The organism is Halioglobus maricola, from assembly GCF_009388985.1.
Taxonomy (GTDB): domain Bacteria; phylum Pseudomonadota; class Gammaproteobacteria; order Pseudomonadales; family Halieaceae; genus Halioglobus; species Halioglobus maricola.
This window is the reverse complement of record NZ_CP036422.1, coordinates 1,490,852-1,513,492: the sequence shown is the minus strand read 5'-3', so window position 1 is coordinate 1,513,492 and position 22,641 is coordinate 1,490,852. Positions and strand designations below refer to the sequence as shown.

Here is a 22,641-nt window from a genome sequence, read left to right as displayed (position 1 = left end):
CGGCGTGACCGCCGCCAACAATAGTAATCTTCTTTGCTATCATCAGGTGCTCCTAAGCTCGCGATCGCCCTTGCATAATATGTATAACAATATTACATTGCCGGGGTATCAGCAACAATTACCGGCCGCATCCGCAAGATGAACGATAAAGACAATACACCTGACGACCAAATTGACGCCGAATTTCGCTGGCAAATGCCAGAGGCGTTTAACTTTGCTTCCGACGTGGTTGACCGCTGGGCGGCAGACCCCAGCAAGTTGGCACTACTTGCGGAAAACGCTGCCGGGGACCAGCAGAGCTTCACCTATGCCCAGGTTTCCAGGCTCTCCTGCCAGCTGGCCAACCTGCTGGTAAACCAGGGGATCCAACAGGGAGACCGGGTGATTGTCATGCTACCCCGGATTCCCCAGTGGCAGATTGCTATGACCGCCGTATTGCGGATGGGCGCCATCCCCATTCCCTGCATTACCATGTTAACCACCAAGGATCTCGCCTACCGTGCCGAGCACGCCGGCGCCAAGGGCATCATCACCATTGCGCCTGAGTGTCCCAAATTTGACACCATAGACAGCCTCCAAACACGCATATGCGTGGGTGAAGCGCCCACCGGCTGGGTCGGGCTCAGCGAGGCCGACGCACTACCTGAGAGCTTCGAAGCCGCAACGGTGGGCATAGACGACCCCGCCATCATGTATTACACCTCAGGATCGACCGGCAATCCCAAGGGTGTCACCCACGCCTCCCGGGCTTTGTGGGCCTGGAAGAACTCCGCCGAGCACTGGCTGGACCTGGGGCCCGGGGATCGTATCTGGTGCACGGCGGATACAGGTTGGTCCAAGGCCGGCACCAGCATTCTGTTCGGACCCTGGAGCCGCGGCACTGCTGTGCTGTTCTACGATGGACCTTTCGAACCCGCCAAGCGCTTCGACCTGCTTTCTCGCCACCAGATCACTTGTTTCTGCGCAGCCGCCACAGAACTGCGCCAACTGGTACTCGAGGATGCATCGCAGTACGACCTGTCAACGCTGCGCCAGACGGTATCTGCCGGTGAGTCTGTAAACCCGGAAATCCTGACACGCTGGAAAGCACTGACCGGAACTTATGTGCTCGATGGCTACGGCCAGACCGAGACACTGATGACGATTACCAACCGCCCTGGCCGTGAAGTGAAAGCTGGTTCAATGGGCCGCCCTCTTCCCGGCGTGGAGTGTGCCGTGCGCACCGGCGACGACGAGGCGCAATCACGCGGCGCAACTGGCGAACTCCTGATCGGGCTGCCCAACCCACAAGTGATGCTGGGCTACTGGCAAGACCCTGAGCGAACAGCCTCTACCCAGGTCACAATTCAGGGCAGGGAATGGTTCGCCACCGGCGACAATGTGGAAATAGACAGCGAAGGTTATGTTTTCTTCACCGGCCGCGCCGACGACATCATTAACTCATCCGGCTATCGAATCGGCCCTCAGGAAGTTGAAAACGCCCTGAGCGGCCACCCCGCTGTCAGGGAGTGCGCAGTGGTGGGTATTCCAGATGAGGAGCGCGGCGAACTAGTCAAAGCCTGGATCGTTCTCAAAGACGGCTTCACTGGTAACGATGCACTCACCGCTGAGCTTCAAAACCACGTGAAAGCGTCTACCGCACCCTACAAATATCCCCGCCGTATAGCCTTCGCCGCCGACCTGCCCAAGACAGTGACAGGCAAAATTCGCAGAAACGTACTGCGCGCAAAAGACGAGACATAAGGAGTCTGACAATGATAAAAAGCGGCGAATACTCTTTCCTCGATCAACAGCGCGTGGTTTTCGGGCAGGAAGCCGGAATGGCTGCTGCAACAGAGGCGGAGCGCCGAAACGCCAGCCGGGTCCTTGTCGTTTCCTCACCCTCAATCAACCGACGACTGGGGGCCACAGAGAGCCTGAAGGAGCATCTGGGCGAACGTTTGCTGGACGTTTACGATGACATAAAGCCTCACGCCCCACTCGATAGTATTCTGCAGCTACGTCATGTAGTGGCCCAGGAGAGCCCCGACCTCATTGTTTCCATCGGTGGCGGCAGCGTAATCGATACCGTCAAGGTGGCAACCCTGGCCAATGCGGCAGGTGCAAAGAGCACAGAAGAAATAGCGGCACTGCGCGTCACCGTCAACGAAGCGGGCGAGCAGGTTGCCCCTTTCCAGCCAGATGCCCTACTCCGCCAGGTAGCAATACCGACGACCTTGTCCGGAGCAGAATTTGGCACCATTGGCGGCGCAGTGGATACCCAGCGCAATATCAAGGATATCTACACTCACCCGCAGATGTGTTCCGACAGCATCATCTATGATGCCGAGCTGTGCCGGCTCACACCAAATGACCTTTGGGTAGCCACCGCCATGCGCGCAGTGGATCACGCAGTGGAAACAGTGTTATCCGTTGGCGCCACACCTTATACCGATGGACCGGCGCTGCATGCGCTACGGCTGTTTGGCCGCTCCCTGCAAGTCGGGGATCAACAAGCCATGAGCCTGGAAGCTATCCAGGAATGCCAATTCGCGGTATGGGGCGCCACCATTGGCTTGATGCGCGCGCCTTACGGTGCCAGCCATGGTATCGGCCATCAGGTGGGTGCCGTAGCCGGTGTACAGCACGGTATCTGCTCCTGCGTCATGCTACCTGCTGTACTTCGCTACAACGCTGAAGTGTCCGGTGAACGCGATGGATGGATTGCCGAAGCACTGGGTAAACCAGAAAGCAGCGCGGCAGACGCAGTTCTCGCTCTGGTAAGGCGACTGGGGCTGCCCGACAGCCTAAAAGCAGCAGGTGTCAGGAAGGAACAATTCGAGCAGATGGCCACCGCGGCCCTGCCGAGCTACTTCGTGCGGAACAACCCTCGAGAAATTACCGAAACCAGCCAGATCATGGAGATACTCGAAATGGCCTGGGAAACCTGAGCGCACAGCCAGCCCAACACAGCAATACAACAATCAGCACAGAAATCTCAGGAGAGACCGCGTGATCGAATTCAGCGAAAAATCCCAGCAGTTGCAACAACAGCTTCTCAACTTTATGGATGAACACATCTACCCGAACGAGAAAGCTTATGCCGAATATATGCACACAACGGCAAACCGCTGGGCACCAGTCCCACTCATGGATGAGCTGAAGGAGAAAGCCAAAGCCGCCGGACTTTGGAATTTGTTTGTTCCCCCCAGCCTTTCAGAGTTTGTTGATCACGATGGATTGACCAACTTTGAATATGCCCCACTGGCAGAGATCATGGGCCGAGTGATCTGGGCGCCAGAAGTGTTTAACTGCAACGCGCCGGATACCGGAAACATGGAAGTCTTCATGAAGTACGGCAATGAACAACAGCAGGAGCAATGGTTAACACCACTTCTAAACGGTGACATTCGCTCCAGTTACCTGATGACCGAACCCCAGGTGGCATGCTCGGATGCGACCAATGTTGAGCTCAGCATTATTCAAGAAGGCAATGAGTGGGTGCTCAATGGGAAAAAATGGTTCATCACCAACGCCATGTATGAGCGCACCGCTATCTTTATCGTAATGGGAAAATCTGACCCGGATAACGAGAATCGCCACAAGCAGCAAACCCAGGTACTGGTACCGAAAGATACTGCTGGCGTGGATATTGTCCGCCCACTGACCACTCTGGGCTACGACGATGCTCCCCTGGGTCACGCTGAGGTTCATTTCAACAATGTCCGCGTTCCTTTAGAAAACGTATTACTGGGTGAAGGGCGTGGTTTCGAGATTGCCCAGGGGCGCCTGGGCCCAGGCCGTATTCACCACTGTATGCGCCTGATCGGCATAGGCCAGCGCTCGCTTGAGTTGGCCTGTGAACGCGCCGCAACACGCACGACCTTTGGCCGGACACTGAGCCAGCACCAGAGCGTGCGTGAAGATATTTCGAAGTGCTATTCGGAGCTGGAAATGGCCCGCCTGCTGGTATTGAAGACCTGTAGCAGAATGGACGAGGTCGGCCCCAAGGGCGCTATCGATCTGATTGCCGCCAGCAAGACTACCGTGCCACTGCTGATTCAGAACCTGATTGACCGCTGCATGCAGATCCACGGCGCCGGCGGCCTGACCGAAGATTTCTGCATGGCCGAGGGCTTCAACTATGCTCGTTGGTGTCGCCAGGCTGACGGTCCCGATCAGGTTCACCAGATGGCGTTGGGCAAAATCATCATCAATCGCTATACGGACTCTTAATACTGGAGAGTCCTTAGCACACAGTCGGCGAAGCGCGAACGTCTCAGCACAGTGGTAGTATTTCTGAGTTGAATATTCGCGCCCTGGGCGTCGCAAGACGCCTTTTTTTTGTTGAGACCATAATAATGAAAATCCCCAGCTGGCTGATCAGACCCTTCACCACGCTTGTAGAGCGGTACTACCCGGATCCTTTTGTATTCGCTGTTCTTATGTCACTACTGACATTTGTTCTGGCTCTCATCGCTACCGATGCCACACCCGCCAGTGCCCTGCAGTCCTGGGGAGACGGCCTGCCAAAATTGCTAGCCTTTACCGCGCAGTTGAGCATCACGCTGTTAGGCGCCCATGCCCTTGCACATACCGACCGTGTACAAAGATTCCTCGCCGCTGTGGGCTCCCTGCCGCGCAGCGCCAACGCTGCATACGCCCTGGTGGCCCTGACAGCTGGCGTAGGCTCGCTGATAGCCTGGTCCCTCGGCCTGGTGGCCGGAGCCACTATCGCCAGGCAAGTTGCCATCCAGTGCAGCAAGCGGGGTATTCGCGTCCACTATCCTTTGCTGGTTGCCTCCGCCTACGGGGGCTTCGTTGTCTGGCATATGGGGTACTCCGCCTCCGCCGCACTGTTTGTAGCTACCCCGGGGCACTCGCTGGAAGCTGAAATGGGCATCCTGCCAATTACCGAGACAATCTTCACAATCCAGAACGGCTTTCTCGCGCTGGTCACCCTGGTAGCGGTTGCTGTGCTCTGCCCCATGATGCGCCCGTCGGAAGAGGAGATCCTGGAAATTGACCCCGCCCTCCTGGAAGAATCAGAAACACTGGATGTACCGACCGTCATACCGGAAACACCCGCTCAGCGCCTGGAAAATATGCGATCACTGTCTTCAGCCCTGGGGTTGGCGCTGGTGGCCTATATCGCATACAGCTTTTACCAAAAGGGCTTTTACCTCACCCTGGATATCGTCAACTGGTCATTCGTCGGCGCCGGGCTCTTGCTGGCCCGCTCACCGCTGCACTATGTACGTTTGATCGAAAACGCAAGCTCCACCGTAGGGCCTATCATTCTGCAATATCCCTTCTACGCAGGGATACTCGGCATGATGATCGCCACAGGCCTGGTGACAGTGATTTCAGACTGGTTTGCGTCTGTAACCACCGCAGAAACACTCAGTGTCGGCGCATTCCTGTCCGCAGGTCTGGTAAACATGTTCATCCCCTCCGGCGGCGGTCAGTGGGCCGTGCAGGGCCCGATCTTTATCGAGGCGGCAAACCAATTACAAGTAGATCACTCTGTGATTGTCCTCGCAATTGCGTACGGCGACCAATGGACCAATATGGTCCAGCCCTTCTGGACCATTCCCCTACTCGCGATTGCCGGCCTGCAGCTGCGACAAATCATGGGATATACCGTGATGATCTTCTTTGTTACGGGCGCAATTTTTATCACGGGACTTCTGCTGATGGGCGCAGGCTAGCGGCTTTCTATTCGGAACAAAAACTTTACATTGTGCACTTGTGGAGTATTATTGTAATACAATAAACTTGAGTGGCTAGCGCACACGTATTGCCCAACCACCAGGTTGCAATCCAGGAGTAGGGTTAGTGAACACCGTTACCGAATTAGTAGACCTCGACGCATTAACCGAATGGATGGACACCCAGCAACTTGGCAACGGGGCAATCACTAACACCAACCTGCTCACCGGTGGCACTCAAAATATACTGATGCAGTTCGACAGGGCCGGCCGTTCCTATGTACTACGCCGTCCACCAATCCACGTTCGCAAATACTCCAACAAAACGATGCAGCGAGAGGCAACGGTGCTTGCCGCCCTGTCCGGTTCCGATGTGCCCCACCCGGGCTTTATCGCCTCCTGTGACGACACCGAGGTGCTGGGTGCCAGTTTCTACCTGATGGAACCTGTCAAAGGCTTCAACATGCTCAATGGCCTGCCGGACCTGCACAAGTCAAGCGAGAGTGTTCAGCACCGGATGGGGCTGTCACATATGGAAGCGCTCACGGCGCTTGGAGAGATAGATTACAAGGCCGTAGGCCTGGAAGGCTTCGGCAAAATAGACGGCTACCTTACAAGACAGGCACCCCGCTGGCTTGACCAGTTGGAACGCTACAAAATCTATGAAGAATGGCCGGGTCTCGGCGAGGCCAATAGTATCAGCGCTATCGCCAAGTGGCTCGATGATAATTGCCCCTCCTCTTTCGACCCCGGCGTACTGCACGGGGATGCGCACATTGCCAATGTGATGTTCAGCCTCGACAGTGCCGAAGTGGCTGCTTTGATTGACTGGGAGCTCGCCACCATTGGTGATCCCCTGATCGACCTCGGCTGGATTATCGCCACCTGGCCCGATGCTGATGGCACCCAGACCTTATTGTTAGAAGGAGCCGAATGGGGCGCCTACCCCACTATCGAAGAACTCATCAAACATTACGGCGAGCACTCACACCGCGATCTCAGCCACATCTCATGGTATGGCGTGGTGGGGTGTTTCAAATTGGCAATCATCCTGGAGGGAACCTACGCCCGGTACTGCGCAGGCAAGGCTCCCAAGGATGTGGCGGAACGGCTACACGCCTCGTCACTCAGGCTGATCGATAGAGCACTTCGACTGATGAGAGAGGCCTGACGGAATAAGCCGGAAAGGTATTGCCCACTACTAGCAAAAAAGTTAAAGAGAATTCAGCTATGACAGAAGCCTATATTATAGACGCATGCAGAACCCCACGCGGTGGCGGCAAATACGGCAAGGGGGCATTGACCCATATACACCCACAGCGCCTGGGCGCTACTGTTTTGCGCGCACTGGCAGAGCGGAATGATTTGAACACCGCCGATGTTGACGACATTATCTGGGGCTGCAACGCACAGGTAGGCGATGCCGCTGGCGACATAGGCCGTATGAGCGCTCTGGACGCCGGTTACGATATCCGCTCCAGTGCTGTAACGCTGGACAGGTTTTGTGGTTCAGGCATTACCACAGTCAATATTGCCGCTGCCTCCATTATGGCCGGTATGGAAGATGTCGTGATTGCTGGCGGTTGTGAAATGATGTCAGCGGCAGGTAAGCCCGACACACCGCCAGCATCGCCATTTTTGGACAAGGGAAACCTGCATTTGCGCGATTTACACCCGCAACCTCACCAGGGTGTTTGCGCCGATGCCATCGCGACGCTGGAAGGCATTCCCCGCGAAGCGCTTGATGCGCTTGCGGCCGAGAGCCAGGCGCGCGCCGCAAACGCCATCGCCAATGGCCACTTCGACAAGAGCCTGGTACCCGTATACAACGACGATGGTAGTCTTGCGCTTGATAAAGAAGAGTTCCCCCGCCCGGGTACAACGGCGGAGTCCTTAAGCGAGCTAAACCCTTCCTTTGTAAGATTCATGGACATGCCGCTGGATGAAGCCGGTACAAGCTTCCGCGGCCTGGTTGCGCAAGTCTACCCGGATTTAGACGTGGTGAATGTGCACCATGCAGGTAACTCTTCAGGTGTTGTCGATGGTGCCGCGGCACTGCTGCTGGCATCACCCGAATATGCCGAAAAGCAAGGCTGGAAACCACGCGCGAAAATCGTTGCCATGGCTAACATGGGTGACTCGCCAACGCTGATGCTGAACGCACCAGTGCCAGCAGCGAAAAAAGTTCTCGCTAAAGCTGGCCTCACAGTTGACGACATCGACCTGTGGGAAATCAATGAAGCCTTTGCAGTGGTCGCGGAGAAGTTCATTCGCGACCTGGATCTGGACCGCGAAAAAGTGAACGTTAACGGCGGCGCTATGGCGCTGGGTCATCCAATTGGCGCCACCGGTTCAATCCTGGTTGGTACCCTTCTGGATGAACTTGAACGTCGTAACCTGAAGCGCGGCCTGGTGACCATGTGCGCTGCGGGAGGTATGGCGCCCGCGATCATTATTGAGCGCGTATAGAACTCAGGGCGCCAAATTGTGGACACCAGTCGCCCTCGGCAAGCACAAAGTGGATAGGCAAGATGAGACGAATAAAATTAGTTAGCGATGAGGAATTTATTGAAGCCGACAACTTTAATCTGGAATTGGCAGACTTTTATCAACGATTCGGTAGGCACTAAATCACTATGAATTTCGAATTTAACGAAGAACAACAATTAGTGCGAGATCAGGCACGGGGCTTTCTCAATACCAACTGCCAAACCTCCGTCGTTCGACGAGTATTGGAAGGTAATGAACTCTATGCGCAAGACCTGTGGAAGCAGATCGCTGAACTGGGCTGGACCGCAACCACGATTCCGGAAGAATATGGCGGGATAGGCCTCTCATACTTTGAGTTGGCTTTAATCGCCGAGGAGCTAGGCCGCGCCTGCGCCCCCCTGCCCTTCGCGAGCTCCGTGTACCTGGCGACAGAAGCGATTCTTAGCGTTGGATCAGAAGCACAAAAGCTGGAGTGGCTTCCAAAATTGGCGGCTGGTGAAGTTATTGGAACGCTGGCCTACTCGGAAGGCCCCGGTGAAGCCCGCCCAGAAAAAATCAACACCACCGTTAGCAATGGGTCACTCAGTGGTGTCAAACGCGCCGTCCCGGGCGGAGACATCGCATCTGTGATCTGCGTGCTCGGCCAGAGTTTGCAAGGCAACGGTACATCGATGTACCTGGTCTCCACCGAAAGTGACAGGGTGACCACCAACACGATCAAAACTATCGATCCGAGTTTGAACTACGCAGATATCAGTTTTGAGAACGCCCATTGTGAACTGCTGGGTGAAGACGGCAACGGTTGGGAAATACTGCAACAGGTGCTGGATCGTGCGGCAGTGCTTTATGCCTGGGAGCAGTTGGGCGGCGCCGAAAGCAGCCTTGAAATGGCTCGCAACTATTCGTTGGAACGCTATGCCTTTGGTCGGCCGATCGGCTCTTTTCAGGCCATCAAGCATAAACTGGCTGAGATGTTCGTCAAAAATACGCTGGCACGCTCGAACGCCTATTACGGCGCGTGGGCCTTGAGCACCAATGCGAAAGAGCTGCCACTCGCCGCGGCAACCGCCAGAATTGGCAGTAGTCAGGCCTACTACTACGCATCCAAAGAAAACATCCAGACGCACGGCGGCATGGGCTACACCTGGGAGTTCGATTGCCAGTTCTTTTACCGTCGCTCCAAGGCTCTTGCAATTGCGGTGGGTAGCGAACGATCCTGGCAGGATAAATTGATCAACGCGTCTGATATAGCAGCGGCATAGGAAGTACTGAATGGACTTTGAAGACAGTAAAGAAGAAGCAGCATTTAGAGCCGAAGCGCGTGATTGGCTAATCTCCAACAACCCCACTGAGGAGGAGCTCGCTGGCCTGGATGAGTTTCAACGGGGAATGTTTTGGCAGAAGAAAAAAGCCGATGCCGGCTGGGCTTGTATTCGCTGGCCGAAAGTCTATGGCGGCCGTGACGCCACGGAAATGCAGCATGTCATTTTCCAGCAGGAAGAAGCTAAGTTGGACACACCCAACGCACACCAATATCTGCATATTGGGCAAGGTATGGCCGGCCCTACCCTGATGACCTGGGCCAATGATGCGGACAAGGAACGGTTCCTACCGGACCTCGCCAGCGGTGCAAAAATTTGGTGCCAGTTGTTCAGCGAACCCGCTGGGGGTTCGGATCTTGCAGCCTTGAGAACCAAGGCAGAACCTGATGGCGACGACTGGATTGTTAATGGGCAGAAGATCTGGACTTCAGGCGCACACTATTCCGACTGGGGTATTCTGGTTTTACGCACCGATCCTACTGTTGCAAAACACAAGGGCCTGACATATTTCTACGTCGACATGAAAAGTGCGGGCATAGAGATTAAGCCCATCAAGCAGATCTCAGGCACATCTGAATTCAACGAAGTCTATTTCACTAACGTTCGTATTCCTGACAGCCAGCGACTGGGTGAGGTTGGGCAGGGCTGGCAGGTTTCCTTGACGACCCTGATGAACGAACGCGCGAATATCGGATCCGGCAATAGCGCCGTAAACTTCGATTCGCTGAAGGCGCTGGCACAACGCGTCACTATCAATGGAAAACCGGCCATCGAAGACTCGGCCGTGCGCGCCAAGCTCGCCTCTTGGTATGTAGAGGAAGCGGGTCTGAAGTTCACTGCGCAGCGCAGCTTGTCAGCCTTGTCAAAAGGCGACCTTCCGGGCCCCGAGAACTCAATCGGCAAACTGGTAGGCGCTCGAAAAACACAGGACATGGCTGCATTTGCCATCGACCTGCTTGAGCAACAGGGTGTTGAATGGGACGAGGCAAAAGACGAGTTTGTAAGCCAGCTTTTCCAACAGACCTACATGGGCATTCCGGGCTTGCGGATCGCAGGCGGCACCGATGAGATCATGGCGAATATCATTGCAGAGCGGGTACTTCAGCTGCCCCAGGAACCGAGAATGGACAAGGGTATGGCGTTTTCTGATGTACCAACGGGCGCGTAGGCAAGTTCTATAGCCGAATATAAAGCATGACCAAAGCCTTCTAATCTTCCTCCGTGCTATACCAGATCGGAGATGTGTACGCGCGCTCCTGTATCTCAGCCGGAACATGCTTCGGTAAATCTGTGCCTAGACGCACTGTGTCGTAAGTAGTCCAGCGGGGAGTGGGGATTTCCAGTACCCTGGCGTAGTAGAATGCTGGCTGGGACGCGTCAAAATCAGGATCCCGCCACACCGTGGCGAGTTGGGAATCGCCAATAGCGTTGGTATAGGTGGCGGAGTCGACATCAACTGTTGAGCCCACCGGTGATACCCCGCTGCCATCACTGCCAACCTGGCGTGCATCGGACAGGGCTACATCGTAGACCTTCTCACGGGTACTGCCATCGGCATCCAGCCAGCCCTTGATAATCTGTATCCTGTCCAGGTTGGCACCCAGCGGATCTTTGCTGGCGGAGACCAGGAACGATGGCGCAGCAACATTGACAGACTTGTGCAACTCTCCTCCCATGGGGACGCCTAACGCGTAACCCACAGCAGCAACATCCGGACTAACACCGTGCGCCGTCTCAAACTCCCACCCCGCAAAAAAGCGTACTGTCATGCGCGGCCCTGTGGAGGCGTAAGTCTCTTTACGAATCATCGCGTCAAAAATAGCCTCTCGGGTATTTTCGGTAGCCCAGACCGCTGCATAGCCCGCCGCACTAGTGCTCGCAAAACGTGCAGCCATTGGGCCACCTTTGGCGCGCATTGGTGGCTCCAGGAGAGTAAAGCTGCCAAAAAAGCTGTTTTCTTCTACGCCCGAAATGGCAATATGCGAATCCGTACTTCCAATCATGCCAAAGCCATAAGGATTTTCGCCGACACGTTTTTCGGCCTTGAGACCTGTTTGTAGTGCACTTCGAGCGTACTCTTTTTTGCGCAACGCCCGCTCTTTCTCAACAGAAAGTTCTGGCCCCGGCACAGAGTGTCTTTCAAAGTCAGCGAAAGCATCATCCGCACTTAGCACGGGATGTGTTTCTGAATCACCCTTAGTTTGCGTCACCTCAACTAGAGGCTCAAAGCGTCTTTTCTTGGCTACATACTCCGGTGTGAGTACCTTCGCATCTGAAGGAAAAGCCCCGCCTATACTCAAGTTCGGGTTATGAGGGATAGCGAGTACTCGGCCGCCAGTACTGCTTTCGTAGCTTGCTAGAAAATCCCAAAGGTCCTCTGGATTGGTAGAATCCAGACTTGAGAAGGGAACAATCTTCTTCGTGCGGTCTGCGCCATCCCGGAAAATCACATTGCGGTGCATGTGTTGATCACCTAATGTCGTAGACCATTCATAGCCAATGAACGCTGTTAACTGGCCCGGTATATTGTTTTTTTCTGCATAATATACGCTGCGCTCCCATGCCGAGCGCTCCTGTTTTTCATCGGGCCGCCAGGGCGCATTGGTATTCAGATAGCTGTGATATTCGCGCGTAAGCTCCCTCACTTTGCGTTCACGTATACCCTGCAGCCAACGTTTCTCAAACTCGTTCTCGGCCGTGCGAGCACCGCTTACAAGGTCTGCAATTACACCCAGATATTCCGAGTGGTCCGCCACCACGACAAAGTCCAGTGGCCGACTAAGACGGGCTTGCACTCCGGTGGTAGTGGTCACTGTCTCGCCCCGGGCAAAGCGATAGGCGTCTTCCGGCATCAGACGATTGCCGGTAGAAATTGAATCTCCAGACAAGGCTGTGTGCAGATGGGTATCCCCCCAATAGACCTGACGCGGGAATTTCTGTGCCGGGTAGGGAGAGTAGCTATCTGCGAGCACCAGTGGCGGTATTGCGAGAGCCAACGATGGCAGTACCAGCGCTGCAATCGCGGAGAATCGAGCGAATCCAGAACTATTCATATTATGTTCCTATTTCTTAACCGATATCGCGAGTTGGCCAGCGCCTTGTTAGCGGCCTCTCCATTTGGCAGAGCGTTTCTCAGCGAAGGCTTTGCGGCCCTCCTCCCAGTCCTCACTGCTCTCCCAGCGGGCGAACGCTGGATACTTATTCTGGTTTTTCATCGCGGCTTCAAGGCTGGGTTCTGCCAAACCTAAAGTGACACACTGCTTTGTTGCATCAATCGATAATGGCGCGCAGCGCAAAATCTCCTCACACCAACGGTTTACTGCCTGCTCGAGCTCCTCGGCCGGGACAATTTCATTCACCAGCCCAAGGCGATACGATTCCTCTGCGTCAATCTGCCTTCCCGTGAGTAACAAGCCCATAGCCTGTTTGTTGCCAACTTCTCTCACCAACCGGTGAATGCCGCCGCCAAGGGCTACCGCACCGATAAGAGGCTCTGGCAGACCAAACCGGGCATTTTCGGTAGCAATAACAATGTCTGATGCCAGTGCTATTTCGAACCCGCCGCCCAGAGCAAAGCCGTTGACCGCAGCGATAACTGGCTTGGTCAAATCAAAGCGCTCTATCAGCCCTGCATAGCCATCGGGGGGATAAGAGCCACCGAAGGCTTTGAGGTCCGAGCCGGCACAAAATGCCTTTTCGCCAGCACCGGTAATGACGCATATTCGTTGCTTGTCATCCTTTGCATAGGCGTCAAAGACATCTTGCAGTGCGTAGTGCATATCGGGCGTTAACGCATTGAGAGCTTCAGGCCGATTCAAGAACACCCAGGTAATTGCGCCCCGGTGTTTAACTTCTATGTCAGCCATATTTATTTCTCAAGATAGTACTGTTCGTTTTCGCGGTACCATTCTGCTAGCGGCACCTGTAACAATGGCTACACTGTTCTCAATCCTCGGTGCGCTCTACGAATGCCACGGGGAATGCATGCCCCCAGGTCTTTTAACCGTCATTACTGGCCAGCGCGGCACCCATTTGTTGGTGGATAATTTGTATCGCCTTTAAGGGTCTTAGCATTACCTTGAAATCAACAATTTTCCCGTCATCATTCCAGCGAATCATATCCACGCCATTAACCGTAATGCCATCAACCTCATTGGTAAATTCCAATACTGCGTCACGCTCACCTACGATTTCACGAACATAGGCAAAGTTGTCGTCACCCAAAACCTTGCCCGCAGCCTGCAGATACTGGCAAACAATCTCCTTTCCCTTTTGAGGGGTATGCACAACCGGAGACCAAAAGATCGCATCATCATGAATGAGATCTCTCAACTGCTGGGAATCGCCACTTTTTACATAGTCATGCCAGGTATCAATAAAACTCGGATTCTGACTCATTCTACAACCCTCTCAATTTAGCCCGTTTTGGATTGCAGCGATTGCCTGGCCTGCTCAAACTCAGCCGCTAATGTGGCGACCAGGTCACCAGCCTTGACAATATTCTTGACCGGACCAATGCCCTGCCCTGCTCCCCAGATATTCTTCCAGGCCTTCACTTCCTTTCCCTGATCGCTCAGCTTCGCCAGCTGGGAAGCATCACCATTACCCAAGGCCTCCGGATCTAACCCGGACGCAACGATGGATGGGCGCAAATAATTGCCGTGAACGCCTGAAAAAGCACTGGTGTACAAGATATCGTCAGCGCCGCTATCGATGACCATCTGCTTGTAATCATCAACTGCATTCGCTTCTTCGGTAGCAATGAACGCTGAGCCCATATAGGCCAAATCAGCTCCCATCGCTAACGCCCCAAGGATTGCAGGCCCGGTGGACATACAGCCGCTGAGCAAGAGAGGGCCATCAAACCATTCGCGAATTTCCTGCACCAACGCAAACGGGGAAATCGTACCCGCATGCCCACCAGCACCTGTGGCTACGGCAATGATGCCATCGGCACCTTTTTGAATAGCCTTCCTGGCAAACCTGTTGTTGATGACATCATGTAATGTAATCCCGCCGTAGCTATGCACGGCTTCGTTGACATCCTCCCGCGCACCCAGAGACGTAATAACTATCGGCACCTTGTATTTCACACACAGCGCCAAATCCTCTTCTACGCGAGGATTGGTTTTGTGAACCATCATATTCACAGCATAGGGCGCTGAAGGTGCATCGGGATTCTCAGCATCATAAGCGGCCAGCTCGGCAACAATGTATTGCAACCACTGCTCAAATTCGTCAACGGTGCGTGCGTTTAGCGAAGGGAATGAGCCCACTATGCCGGCTTTACACTGCTCAACTACCAGCTCCCTGGTAGACACAATAAACATGGGCGAAGCTACCAAAGGCAGTCGCAAATTTTGTTTTAATACGTCTGGCAAAGCCACTAATACTGTCTCCTCAAAAAATTCAGCTCAAGTTATACGGATTCGTAGAAAGCCTTCTTGACGGCCTCTGCCACATTGGGGGCAACATTCTTATCGAATACGCTCGGTATGATGTAGTCCGAAGATATTTTTTCCTCAGCAATGGTTTCTGCAATCGCCCGTGCAGCTGCCATCTTCATTTCTTCCGTGATATCAGTCGCACTGGCATCGAGCGCCCCGCGGAACAGTCCCGGAAAACACAGAACATTGTTTAGCTGGTTGGGGTAATCACTGCGGCCTGTGGCCATAACAGCAACATGCGGCCAGGCGAGTTCGGGCATTATTTCTGGCTCCGGGTTACTCATTGCGAAAACAATAGGCTTATCGGCCATTGTCTTCACATGCGCCACGGTTAAAATACCCGGCCCCGAAAGCCCCACGAACAGGTCTGCGCCCTCAATGGCCTCTTCCATGCCACCAATGATGTTCTCTGGGTTGGTCATTTCGCAATAGGCCTGCTTGGCCGAATTCAGATCCGTGCGTCCAGCATGTAGCACTCCCGCCCTATCCAGACCAATGATATTCTTAATGCCGAGATCCAACATCATTCGCGTGCAGGCGGTGCCAGCTGCCCCTACCCCTGCGACAACTGCCTTTATTTCGGCCGGGGACTTGTCGACTACCTTCAGCGCATTGATAAGCCCGGCAATCATCACCACAGCCGTACCATGCTGGTCGTCGTGAAAAACCGGAATATCCAGCTCCTGAATCAGACGCTGCTCAATTTCGAAACAACGGGGTGCTGATATATCTTCCAGGTTGACACCGCCGAATCCGGGAGCAATAGCTTTGACGGTTCGAATGATCTCTTCAGTGTCTTTTGTGTCCAGGCAGATGGGGAAACCATCCACACCACCAAACTCCTTGAAAAGCATGGCTTTGCCTTCCATCACCGGCATAGCCGCTTCTGGTCCGATATCGCCCAGCCCCAGCACTGCCGTTCCATCGCTGACGATAGCCACGGTGTTCTTCTTGATGGTCAGGTTATGCGCTTTCCTGACATCGTTGTGAATGGCCTGGCACACTCTGGCCACCCCGGGCGTATATGCCATGGAAAGGTCATCACGTGACTTCAGGGGTGCTTTACTTGTCACCTCAATCTTGCCGCCCAGGTGCATCACAAAAACCCGGTCGGAGACATGCAAGACCTCAATGCCCTCCAGCCCAGACAGTTTCTTTTCAATTGAATCGATCTGTTCAGAGCCCGTTGTTTCCACCGTGACGTCACGAACGACGCACTCCTGCTCATACTGGACGATATCGATCGCTCCAATATTGCCTCCGGCTTTGCCTATTTCAGCAACAACACTGGCAAGAATGCCCGGTATATTCTGAATACGTAATCTCAGAATAATCGAGTTGCTGGCGCTGGTGGATATTTCACTCATAGGGGCCTTCCTGATTCCGCTTTGTAATCGACAAATATTGGTGATGACCACGCGCGCTCATACACTGGCGCCAGACAGTCATCTTCATACTCGGTGAGAGCTTCGTTCCCGTGACAAGGCTTGACCGCAATACACTGCCCTTCATCGTCATATTCACAGCGCAGGTTGTCGCCGTTGATCGCATCTGAAACGGCTTGTATAGCCCTTACATAATAAACGGCATCCCGCGCCCCGGCACTATATTCAGGATCACTAAAGCTAAAGCTGCAACCCAATTGATCTGCCGGGCACTCGTGGACCAGCCATGGGTCCTGTATCAATGGCTCAACCGGCTCGCCAGGTTCGATCTGGGGAGTTACCTTTACCACCTCCAGTCGCTCAATAAGTTTGCGCGTCTCTGATGGGTTGTAACACTCGTTGCGACACAGGGCCGACAGACGATCAGCCCCAAGGCCCAGCCTGCTGGATTCCGGGCAGCCCGGGTTCTGCTCCCACGCGCCTACCGCCTTCACAGTAAACTGGGGACTTTTTTCCGCCCTCATTTCTGAACCCATAGGGTAGTGCTCTCCCCCACGCTCCGCATCAAACCAGAGCAGGATTCTGTCGCCACTGGTACCGTAAACCCGCTTGCGCTCTACCGCATCCCAAATATCTTCACGCGCACGCCCGCCGGCATGTACAGCCACCAGTCCGCCACTGCTCATAAACGAATTGATCCGATCCTGTTCCGCCCGGGCGACAATATCGAGCGTACTGATATCAACCGGATCTGGCATTGCCGGGCCAGGCTGCGGCCTGGCTCGGTTAAACCAGCCCTTTTTCAATCCAACCGCATCGGTCATCCCCCGCCGGTTGATCTCCTTGTAGCCGGTGCCTGGGCGCGCCGAATGGTTATCACTGGAGCCGATCACACCAAAACGGAAGCGCCTAGGCGGTCTGCCCTCTTCGAAACCGCTGAGAGCGAGCATATATTGTAGCGACCCCATGGGCCGATAATTGAACGACGGCAGGAAACAGTCCTCACACTGCCCGGCATCCAGCCAATCTTCGACCTGTGCGCCCGGTACAACAAGGTGTCCCGCCATACCTCGCTCCAGATAAAGCTGCCGGGTAAGTACAGCGCGAGCGTCGCACTCTTGTTGGCCTTCACCTTCGGTGAGACAGCGGTTGCGAATGATCTCTCCGGCCCGCCAGCAGGAAGGAAGGTATTCCGCTGTGGGCTGGGGGCACTCGAGCTCTCCGTTCTCCCCCATCGTGATCGCGCGCCAGGGACGATAGACTTCGCCTGTGCCATGGCCGGAATACACTTCAACCAGCGTTTGCCTGGCCGGATTGTGACCCACTGGCCCCAGTTGCTTCTCCCAGGACGACAGGGGCGGCGTATAGTTACCCCAGGTAGTGCCATGGGGAATCACCAGAGAGTCGTGCCCCCAGTCATCCAGCTTGGCAAAAAGCTCACCCGGTGTAGCGGCCTCCTCCAGGCAATCGAGCGGCAGGTCGCGAACTGGAATACCATCGGCACAGACATCACTGTGCGCGGCACTGACCTCTTCAAAATAGTTGCTGAGATCCAGCACATGTCGATCGGGTGCCAACAAAAAACCGATCGCGCGAGTGAGTTTGGGCAACTCTCCGAATTCAATGCCCGCAGGCGCCCGCGATGCGATGGGCCGCGCTGGTAGTTCGTGGTCTTCAGTACTGGCAAATATTACATTGCGATGGCCGTAGTGGTTTTGCGGCGTATCCCCCATCTGGCTCCACTCCCATCCCAGGAAGGCGACCGTATCCGGGTTTTCCGGATCCGAATTAACCGCATTGCAGCTGCGTATAGCCTCCGCCGTCTCTCGCCACAGGCGCGGTGTCAGTTGCTCTGCGTGATCGTTCACCGACCAGAAATCCAGCGCAGAGCAGTAGCGGGCGAAGTCACAGGCAGCCCCGGGAGGCCGGCTCCCTTCCCCACCCAACAACGGCATGCTCATACTGGCGGCATCGCCAGACAGGGTAGTGTGCACATGAAAATCGCCGAACAGTATCTGGCTATCGGTATGGCTTGGCCGAACGGGTGCCTGGCGCCGGTTTCTCAAAGCCACCTCATCTGCGGGAACCGGTATGTCGGCGTGGGTTCCCGTACCCGCCTCACGGCCCAGGTAGCCGGTGGCCGCCAGCCACAGAAACACAAGGGCCGCACATATAGGGACAAGCAGAGTGGCTAAAACAACTCTAAGGTTCATATCAGATCGCTCCAGGCAGGGACAATGACAATAATACCCTGAACCAACTGATCATCTTTCGAAAAGTTTCCAGGTTTTTCTTAATGATTCGAGCCCTCATTTCAGAACGACTGCGAGAACAGTGGGGACGGTGGCGAACATTCTATGCTCGGAGAGGTGTGACTTCTGACCTGTCAGAAGTTGAGATGGTGAATCAATTCCAGCCTTGCCAAACGTGAGCTAGGCTGGAATTGAATTGTCTACTCTGAAACTTACTAGAACCTGTATGTTGCAGTTGCTTTGATTTCACGACCACGAGTGATGTTTTTCCAATAGAGCCCGTCTACCCCGAAGGCTTGTCCGCCAAAGGTTACCGGCTGCTCGTCTTCCAGGTTAAACACGCCCAGGGCCAGAGACCAGTCATCATCAGCTGAATCCAGGGTCGCGAGGAGATTAATTTTCCAGTAGTCATCCACAAAGAGGTTGTAGTCCTGAGAATAGTCCAGGTTTACTTCATCTTTATAGATCACATCTGCCCTAAACCCCAGGTACAGTTCGCCAACAGGGATTGAATAGTCTGCAAACAAGTTACCCGACCACTCAGGTGCTTGTGCCAGTCGGACCCCGCTCAGGTCCTGTACAAGGGCGCCGCCTGAGTTAGTGAAACAGTCAAGTGCGGCTGCAGCCGGGGCACTGTTCGGGCAGGCCGCCTCATACTCATCGTATTCCGCCTCCAAAAACGCCACGCTGCCACCGAGGGTCAGGTTCTCGGATACAGCGAACAGACCATCTATCTCGACACCGTCGGTAGTTGCCTCAGCGGCGTTCGTAGTAACAAAGGCGCCAACTGTGCCCGCATTGGGGTCAAATGCGCTGACCTGAAGATCCGAGAAATCGGTGAAAAAGATGGCCGCGTTTAAACGAGCTCTTCCATCATAGAATTCCGTTTTCACACCGATTTCAATGCTCTCAGCTTCTTCAGGTTCGAATGTAAAATTGCCCTCATCACCCTCTCCCGTATTTGCGTCGAAGCCGCCAGCTTTTGTGGCCTGGGTCCAACTCACGTAGGCCATGGAAGAATCATTGAAGTCCCACTGAACAACAACGGAAGGATCAAACGCGTACTCATTTATCGTATCGCTATAATCATAAACACCTGAGCCGAAGTTAGTGGCGAGATAGTCAGCTCTAACGGGGTCTGCGTCCTCCAATAGTTCGCTAGAACCAAGCACAGTCCGCCCTTCAGATGAATTCCTTGCGGTCTTCTCTTCTTCCGAATAGCGGCCACCGAAAGAGGCTCTGAGAGTATCGGTGATATTCCAGGTGACCTGTGCAAAAAACGCTAGAGATTCCGCGTCCTCTTTATAATTTCCCTGACCACCCCAAGAGAAATTCTGATAAAACTCCGTCTCTGCATATTGGGCCGTAGAACCAAAGAGTCTGTTGGAATCAAAAATCTCGAACGTGCGATCCAGGTAATAAGCGCCCACGATATAGTCGATGGTTTCACCCTGGGGTGAAACCAATCGTATTTCATGGCTGGTCTGGTCAAAATCCCTGTCGTTAAAGGTGGTGAGGGTGTCCACCGCAGAGAAGTCGTTGTCGTTATTTGACTCGCGCTCAAATTGGCCGTAGCCACCGAGGTAGACCAACTCGAATTCACCCATGTAGTGCGTCAGCTGCAAGGTGACATTGTCAGAACTGTGGTCGGTATAGGTATTTGCATTGAGAAATTGCTTGCCGTCTTCAACGAAATCATCACCACCTGCTCTAGAACCAAAGTATTGATCTTCCCGACTAGTTAAAATGCCGAGCAGGCCGCCTAATGAGAAATCCGCTCCTGGGATTGGTACTGTGTCTACTACGGGATGTGGATCCGCAACGGTCACACCAGGAATGGGTATAGCTGCTCGAATGCCCTGTACTGCACCTAGCACCTCGCCATTCACAGTTCCCGGGCCGAATGTGTCAAGAGCCCACGCCGTAGAGCCGGGAGCATCATCTGCAACAGTTTCCCAGGGGTAGCCAGTTGCCTCATAATCAGCGGTTTCAACTTTCAGGTAGACTTCCGTCTCTTCAGACGGGTTCCAGATGAAAGACCCGCGAATCGTTGTTGATTCGTCCTCACCTGCGTCAGGTCCCGTGGATCCGTTATCTACGTATGCACCCTGCGATTGGTCTCGCACAGCCAGTCGTCCAAAAAGATTATCAGTGAGGGGGCCGGACACTATACCGGTCACCTCATAGCCGTCGTATTCAAATTCGTAAGTGGCGGAGATACTGGCTTCAAACGTATCGGTGGGCCTGGCTGAATGTGATGCCAGAGCGCCAGCGATACTATTCTTACCGAAAAGCACCCCTTGTGGGCCTTTCAGCACTTCCAGGCGCTCAATGTCCATAAAGGGTTCCTGGAATAGCTCGACCCGCGAAGCGTAGATGCCATCTACATACAGACCCACAGATTGTTCGAAGCCCGTATTGCCTGCGCCACTAGCGATACCACGGATGCCAATCGCCTTAATGCCCGGAGCCTTGGCAATTTCAACGTTGGGCAATGAATCTGACAGTGACTCGAAGTCCACTGCGCCGGTTTTCGTGATCTGCTCTCCAGACAAAGCGGTGATGGCGATAGGTACATCTTGTACGCTTTCACTCCTTTTCTGCGCGGTTACAACTACTTCTTCCAGTTGTTGGGCGTGACTGGGAGCAATTACCGAAGCGAGCACGAGGCCGGTGATAGCGGTAGCTAGTTTTGAGCGAGAGTAATGCATCTGACGTCTCCAATTATTAGACTTATAAAACATGCAACTTGTTAAATTGTAATACAATAAGATGAGAGTGCAAGTGGATTTTCCTCATATGGAGAATCGCCCTTTAATGCTTGCATCCGATGCCGGTTAGTATTTTTGGCCAAGCTATCAATGAAACTGTGATCCCCCTAACCCACTGCAACTGCCGAGTGCCTTGATTCCCAGCCCAATTCGCCGGGCTTGCTAATTTTATTTCCAGCCGTCGATCTATAGATATGATGTATTACAAAGCTCTTGATCAGTCATCAGGAAAGTTTGGGGATCAGATTGTATGAGGCGAAACAAAGACAATTTCAGATCGAGAAATGCCTCCAGTCTCCAGGCATATCCTCTGACAGAGGCATTGGGAAATACAGAATACGCCAGACTTTCAACAGCAAGATGCTGCCAATCTGAGAGCAGTCGAGAAGTGATTGATAAATGAATACGCCGGGCCGGAAAACACCGTGCCGACCCAGGCTGGCCACAACAAAAAAAGGCTTACAAAGTAAGCCCTTCTTATATAAACCGAAAATTTGGTCGGGACGGCAGGATTTGAACCTACGACCACCACACCCCCAGTGTGGTGCGCTACCAGACTGCGCTACGCCCCGAAAATCGCAATGTTTGCGAGGGCGGCATTATACTGAAAACCACCCTGCTTACAAATAGTTATTTACTGGGCGACAGGGTTTTGAGCAGCTCTTCCAGCTCCTCAATTGTTTCCTGAATGACTGCTTCGATGGCAGGGTTTGCGGCGCCTTCATCTTCGTCGGTCATACGCTGGCGAGCACCGCCAATGGTGTAGCCCTGGTCGTACAACAGGCTGCGAATCTGGCGAATGGTAAGGACGTCCTCGCGCTGATAATAACGGCGGTTGCCGCGGCGCTTGACAGGTTTCAGCTGGGGAAATTCTTGCTCCCAATAGCGCAGCACATGGGGCTTAACCGCGCAGAGCTCGCTTACCTCACCGATCGTGAAGTAGCGTTTGCCCGGAATTGCGGGAAGTTCATTGTTGTGGCTCGGTTCCAACATATTCTTCTACTCGGGCTTTTAGCTTTTGCCCAGGGCGGAAGGTAACAACACGGCGAGCAGAGATGGGAATCTCCTCGCCGGTTTTGGGATTGCGTCCGGGGCGCTGGCTCTTGTCGCGCAGGTCGAAGTTGCCAAAACCCGACAACTTCACCTGTTCGTTGTTTTCGAGGCAGCCACGGATCTCCTCGAAGAAGAGCTCAACAATCTCTTTGGCTTCGCGTTTGTTGAGCCCAAGCTCTTCAAACAGGCGTTCGGCCATCTCAGATTTTGTCAGCGCAGTCACGTTCCCTT

Annotated in this window: 17 protein-coding genes and 1 tRNA gene; 8 read left to right on the top strand and 10 right to left on the bottom strand. The window is 54.1% G+C overall.

Going from position 1 to position 22,641, the window contains the following annotated elements; all coding sequences use genetic code 11:
* The first annotated feature begins 138 nt into the window (after positions 1-138).
* The 8 genes from EY643_RS06810 (at position 139) to EY643_RS06775 (ending at position 10,670) form a co-directional block, all read left to right on the top strand.
* Positions 139-1,743 carry an acetate--CoA ligase gene (locus EY643_RS06810; protein ID WP_152661489.1) on the top strand — a complete coding sequence of 535 codons (1,605 nt, stop codon included), beginning with the start codon at positions 139-141 and terminating at the stop codon, positions 1,741-1,743.
* 11 nt (positions 1,744-1,754) lie between these two features.
* The gene (locus EY643_RS06805; RefSeq protein WP_152661488.1) at positions 1,755-2,930 is read left to right on the top strand and encodes an iron-containing alcohol dehydrogenase; all 1,176 of its coding nucleotides are present in this window, start codon (positions 1,755-1,757) and stop codon (positions 2,928-2,930) included.
* A 61-nt stretch (positions 2,931-2,991) separates the two neighbouring features.
* A complete protein-coding gene (locus tag EY643_RS06800) occupies positions 2,992-4,215 on the top strand; it encodes an acyl-CoA dehydrogenase family protein (protein ID WP_152661487.1) in 1,224 nt (407 codons plus the stop codon).
* Positions 4,216-4,340: 125 nt separating this feature from the next.
* The gene (locus EY643_RS06795) at positions 4,341-5,690 is read left to right on the top strand and encodes a short-chain fatty acid transporter (RefSeq protein WP_152661486.1); all 1,350 of its coding nucleotides are present in this window, start codon (positions 4,341-4,343) and stop codon (positions 5,688-5,690) included.
* 127 nt (positions 5,691-5,817) lie between these two features.
* A complete protein-coding gene (locus EY643_RS06790) occupies positions 5,818-6,861 on the top strand; it encodes a phosphotransferase family protein (protein WP_205743168.1) in 1,044 nt (347 codons plus the stop codon).
* A 59-nt stretch (positions 6,862-6,920) separates the two neighbouring features.
* Positions 6,921-8,159: an acetyl-CoA C-acetyltransferase gene (locus tag EY643_RS06785; RefSeq protein ID WP_152661485.1), complete on the top strand. Its 1,239-nt coding sequence runs from the start codon at positions 6,921-6,923 to the stop codon at positions 8,157-8,159.
* Between the two features lie 167 nt (positions 8,160-8,326).
* Positions 8,327-9,442 (top strand): acyl-CoA dehydrogenase family protein, encoded by a 1,116-nt coding sequence (locus EY643_RS06780; protein WP_152661484.1) that lies wholly within the window; start codon positions 8,327-8,329, stop codon positions 9,440-9,442.
* A gap of 10 nt (positions 9,443-9,452) precedes the next feature.
* Positions 9,453-10,670, top strand: a complete 1,218-nt coding sequence (locus EY643_RS06775) for an acyl-CoA dehydrogenase family protein (protein WP_152661483.1) — start codon at positions 9,453-9,455, stop codon at positions 10,668-10,670.
* 40 nt (positions 10,671-10,710) lie between these two features.
* Here the strand turns inward: EY643_RS06775 and EY643_RS06770 are convergent, their stop codons facing one another.
* The 10 genes from EY643_RS06770 to ihfA form a co-directional block, all read right to left on the bottom strand.
* On the bottom strand, positions 10,711-12,555 hold the full coding sequence (locus tag EY643_RS06770; protein ID WP_152661482.1) for a DUF3604 domain-containing protein: 1,845 nt from the start codon (positions 12,553-12,555) through the stop codon (positions 10,711-10,713).
* A 48-nt stretch (positions 12,556-12,603) separates the two neighbouring features.
* Positions 12,604-13,368, bottom strand: coding sequence for an enoyl-CoA hydratase-related protein (locus tag EY643_RS06765; protein WP_152661481.1), 765 nt, complete (start codon positions 13,366-13,368; stop codon positions 12,604-12,606).
* Positions 13,369-13,501: 133 nt separating this feature from the next.
* Complete coding sequence (locus EY643_RS06760; RefSeq protein ID WP_152661480.1) at positions 13,502-13,900, bottom strand: nuclear transport factor 2 family protein; 399 nt, start codon at positions 13,898-13,900, stop codon at positions 13,502-13,504.
* 17 nt (positions 13,901-13,917) lie between these two features.
* The gene (locus tag EY643_RS06755; RefSeq protein WP_152661479.1) at positions 13,918-14,889 is read right to left on the bottom strand and encodes an NAD(P)H-dependent flavin oxidoreductase; all 972 of its coding nucleotides are present in this window, start codon (positions 14,887-14,889) and stop codon (positions 13,918-13,920) included.
* 32 nt (positions 14,890-14,921) lie between these two features.
* Positions 14,922-16,367 carry an NAD-dependent malic enzyme gene (locus tag EY643_RS06750; protein ID WP_240732846.1) on the bottom strand — a complete coding sequence of 482 codons (1,446 nt, stop codon included), beginning with the start codon at positions 16,365-16,367 and terminating at the stop codon, positions 14,922-14,924.
* A complete protein-coding gene (locus tag EY643_RS06745; RefSeq protein ID WP_152661478.1) occupies positions 16,313-18,547 on the bottom strand; it encodes a DUF3604 domain-containing protein in 2,235 nt (744 codons plus the stop codon). Before EY643_RS06745 ends, EY643_RS06750 begins: the two co-directional genes overlap by 55 nt.
* A 254-nt stretch (positions 18,548-18,801) precedes the next feature.
* On the bottom strand, positions 18,802-21,297 hold the full coding sequence (locus EY643_RS06740; protein WP_205743167.1) for a TonB-dependent receptor: 2,496 nt from the start codon (positions 21,295-21,297) through the stop codon (positions 18,802-18,804).
* 555 nt (positions 21,298-21,852) lie between these two features.
* Positions 21,853-21,929, bottom strand: a tRNA-Pro gene (locus EY643_RS06735).
* Between the two features lie 58 nt (positions 21,930-21,987).
* Complete coding sequence (locus EY643_RS06730) at positions 21,988-22,350, bottom strand: MerR family transcriptional regulator (RefSeq protein ID WP_152661476.1); 363 nt, start codon at positions 22,348-22,350, stop codon at positions 21,988-21,990.
* Positions 22,325-22,633 carry an integration host factor subunit alpha gene (gene ihfA, locus EY643_RS06725; RefSeq protein ID WP_152661475.1) on the bottom strand — a complete coding sequence of 103 codons (309 nt, stop codon included), beginning with the start codon at positions 22,631-22,633 and terminating at the stop codon, positions 22,325-22,327. Before ihfA ends, EY643_RS06730 begins: the two co-directional genes overlap by 26 nt.
* Positions 22,634-22,641 lie beyond the last annotated feature (8 nt).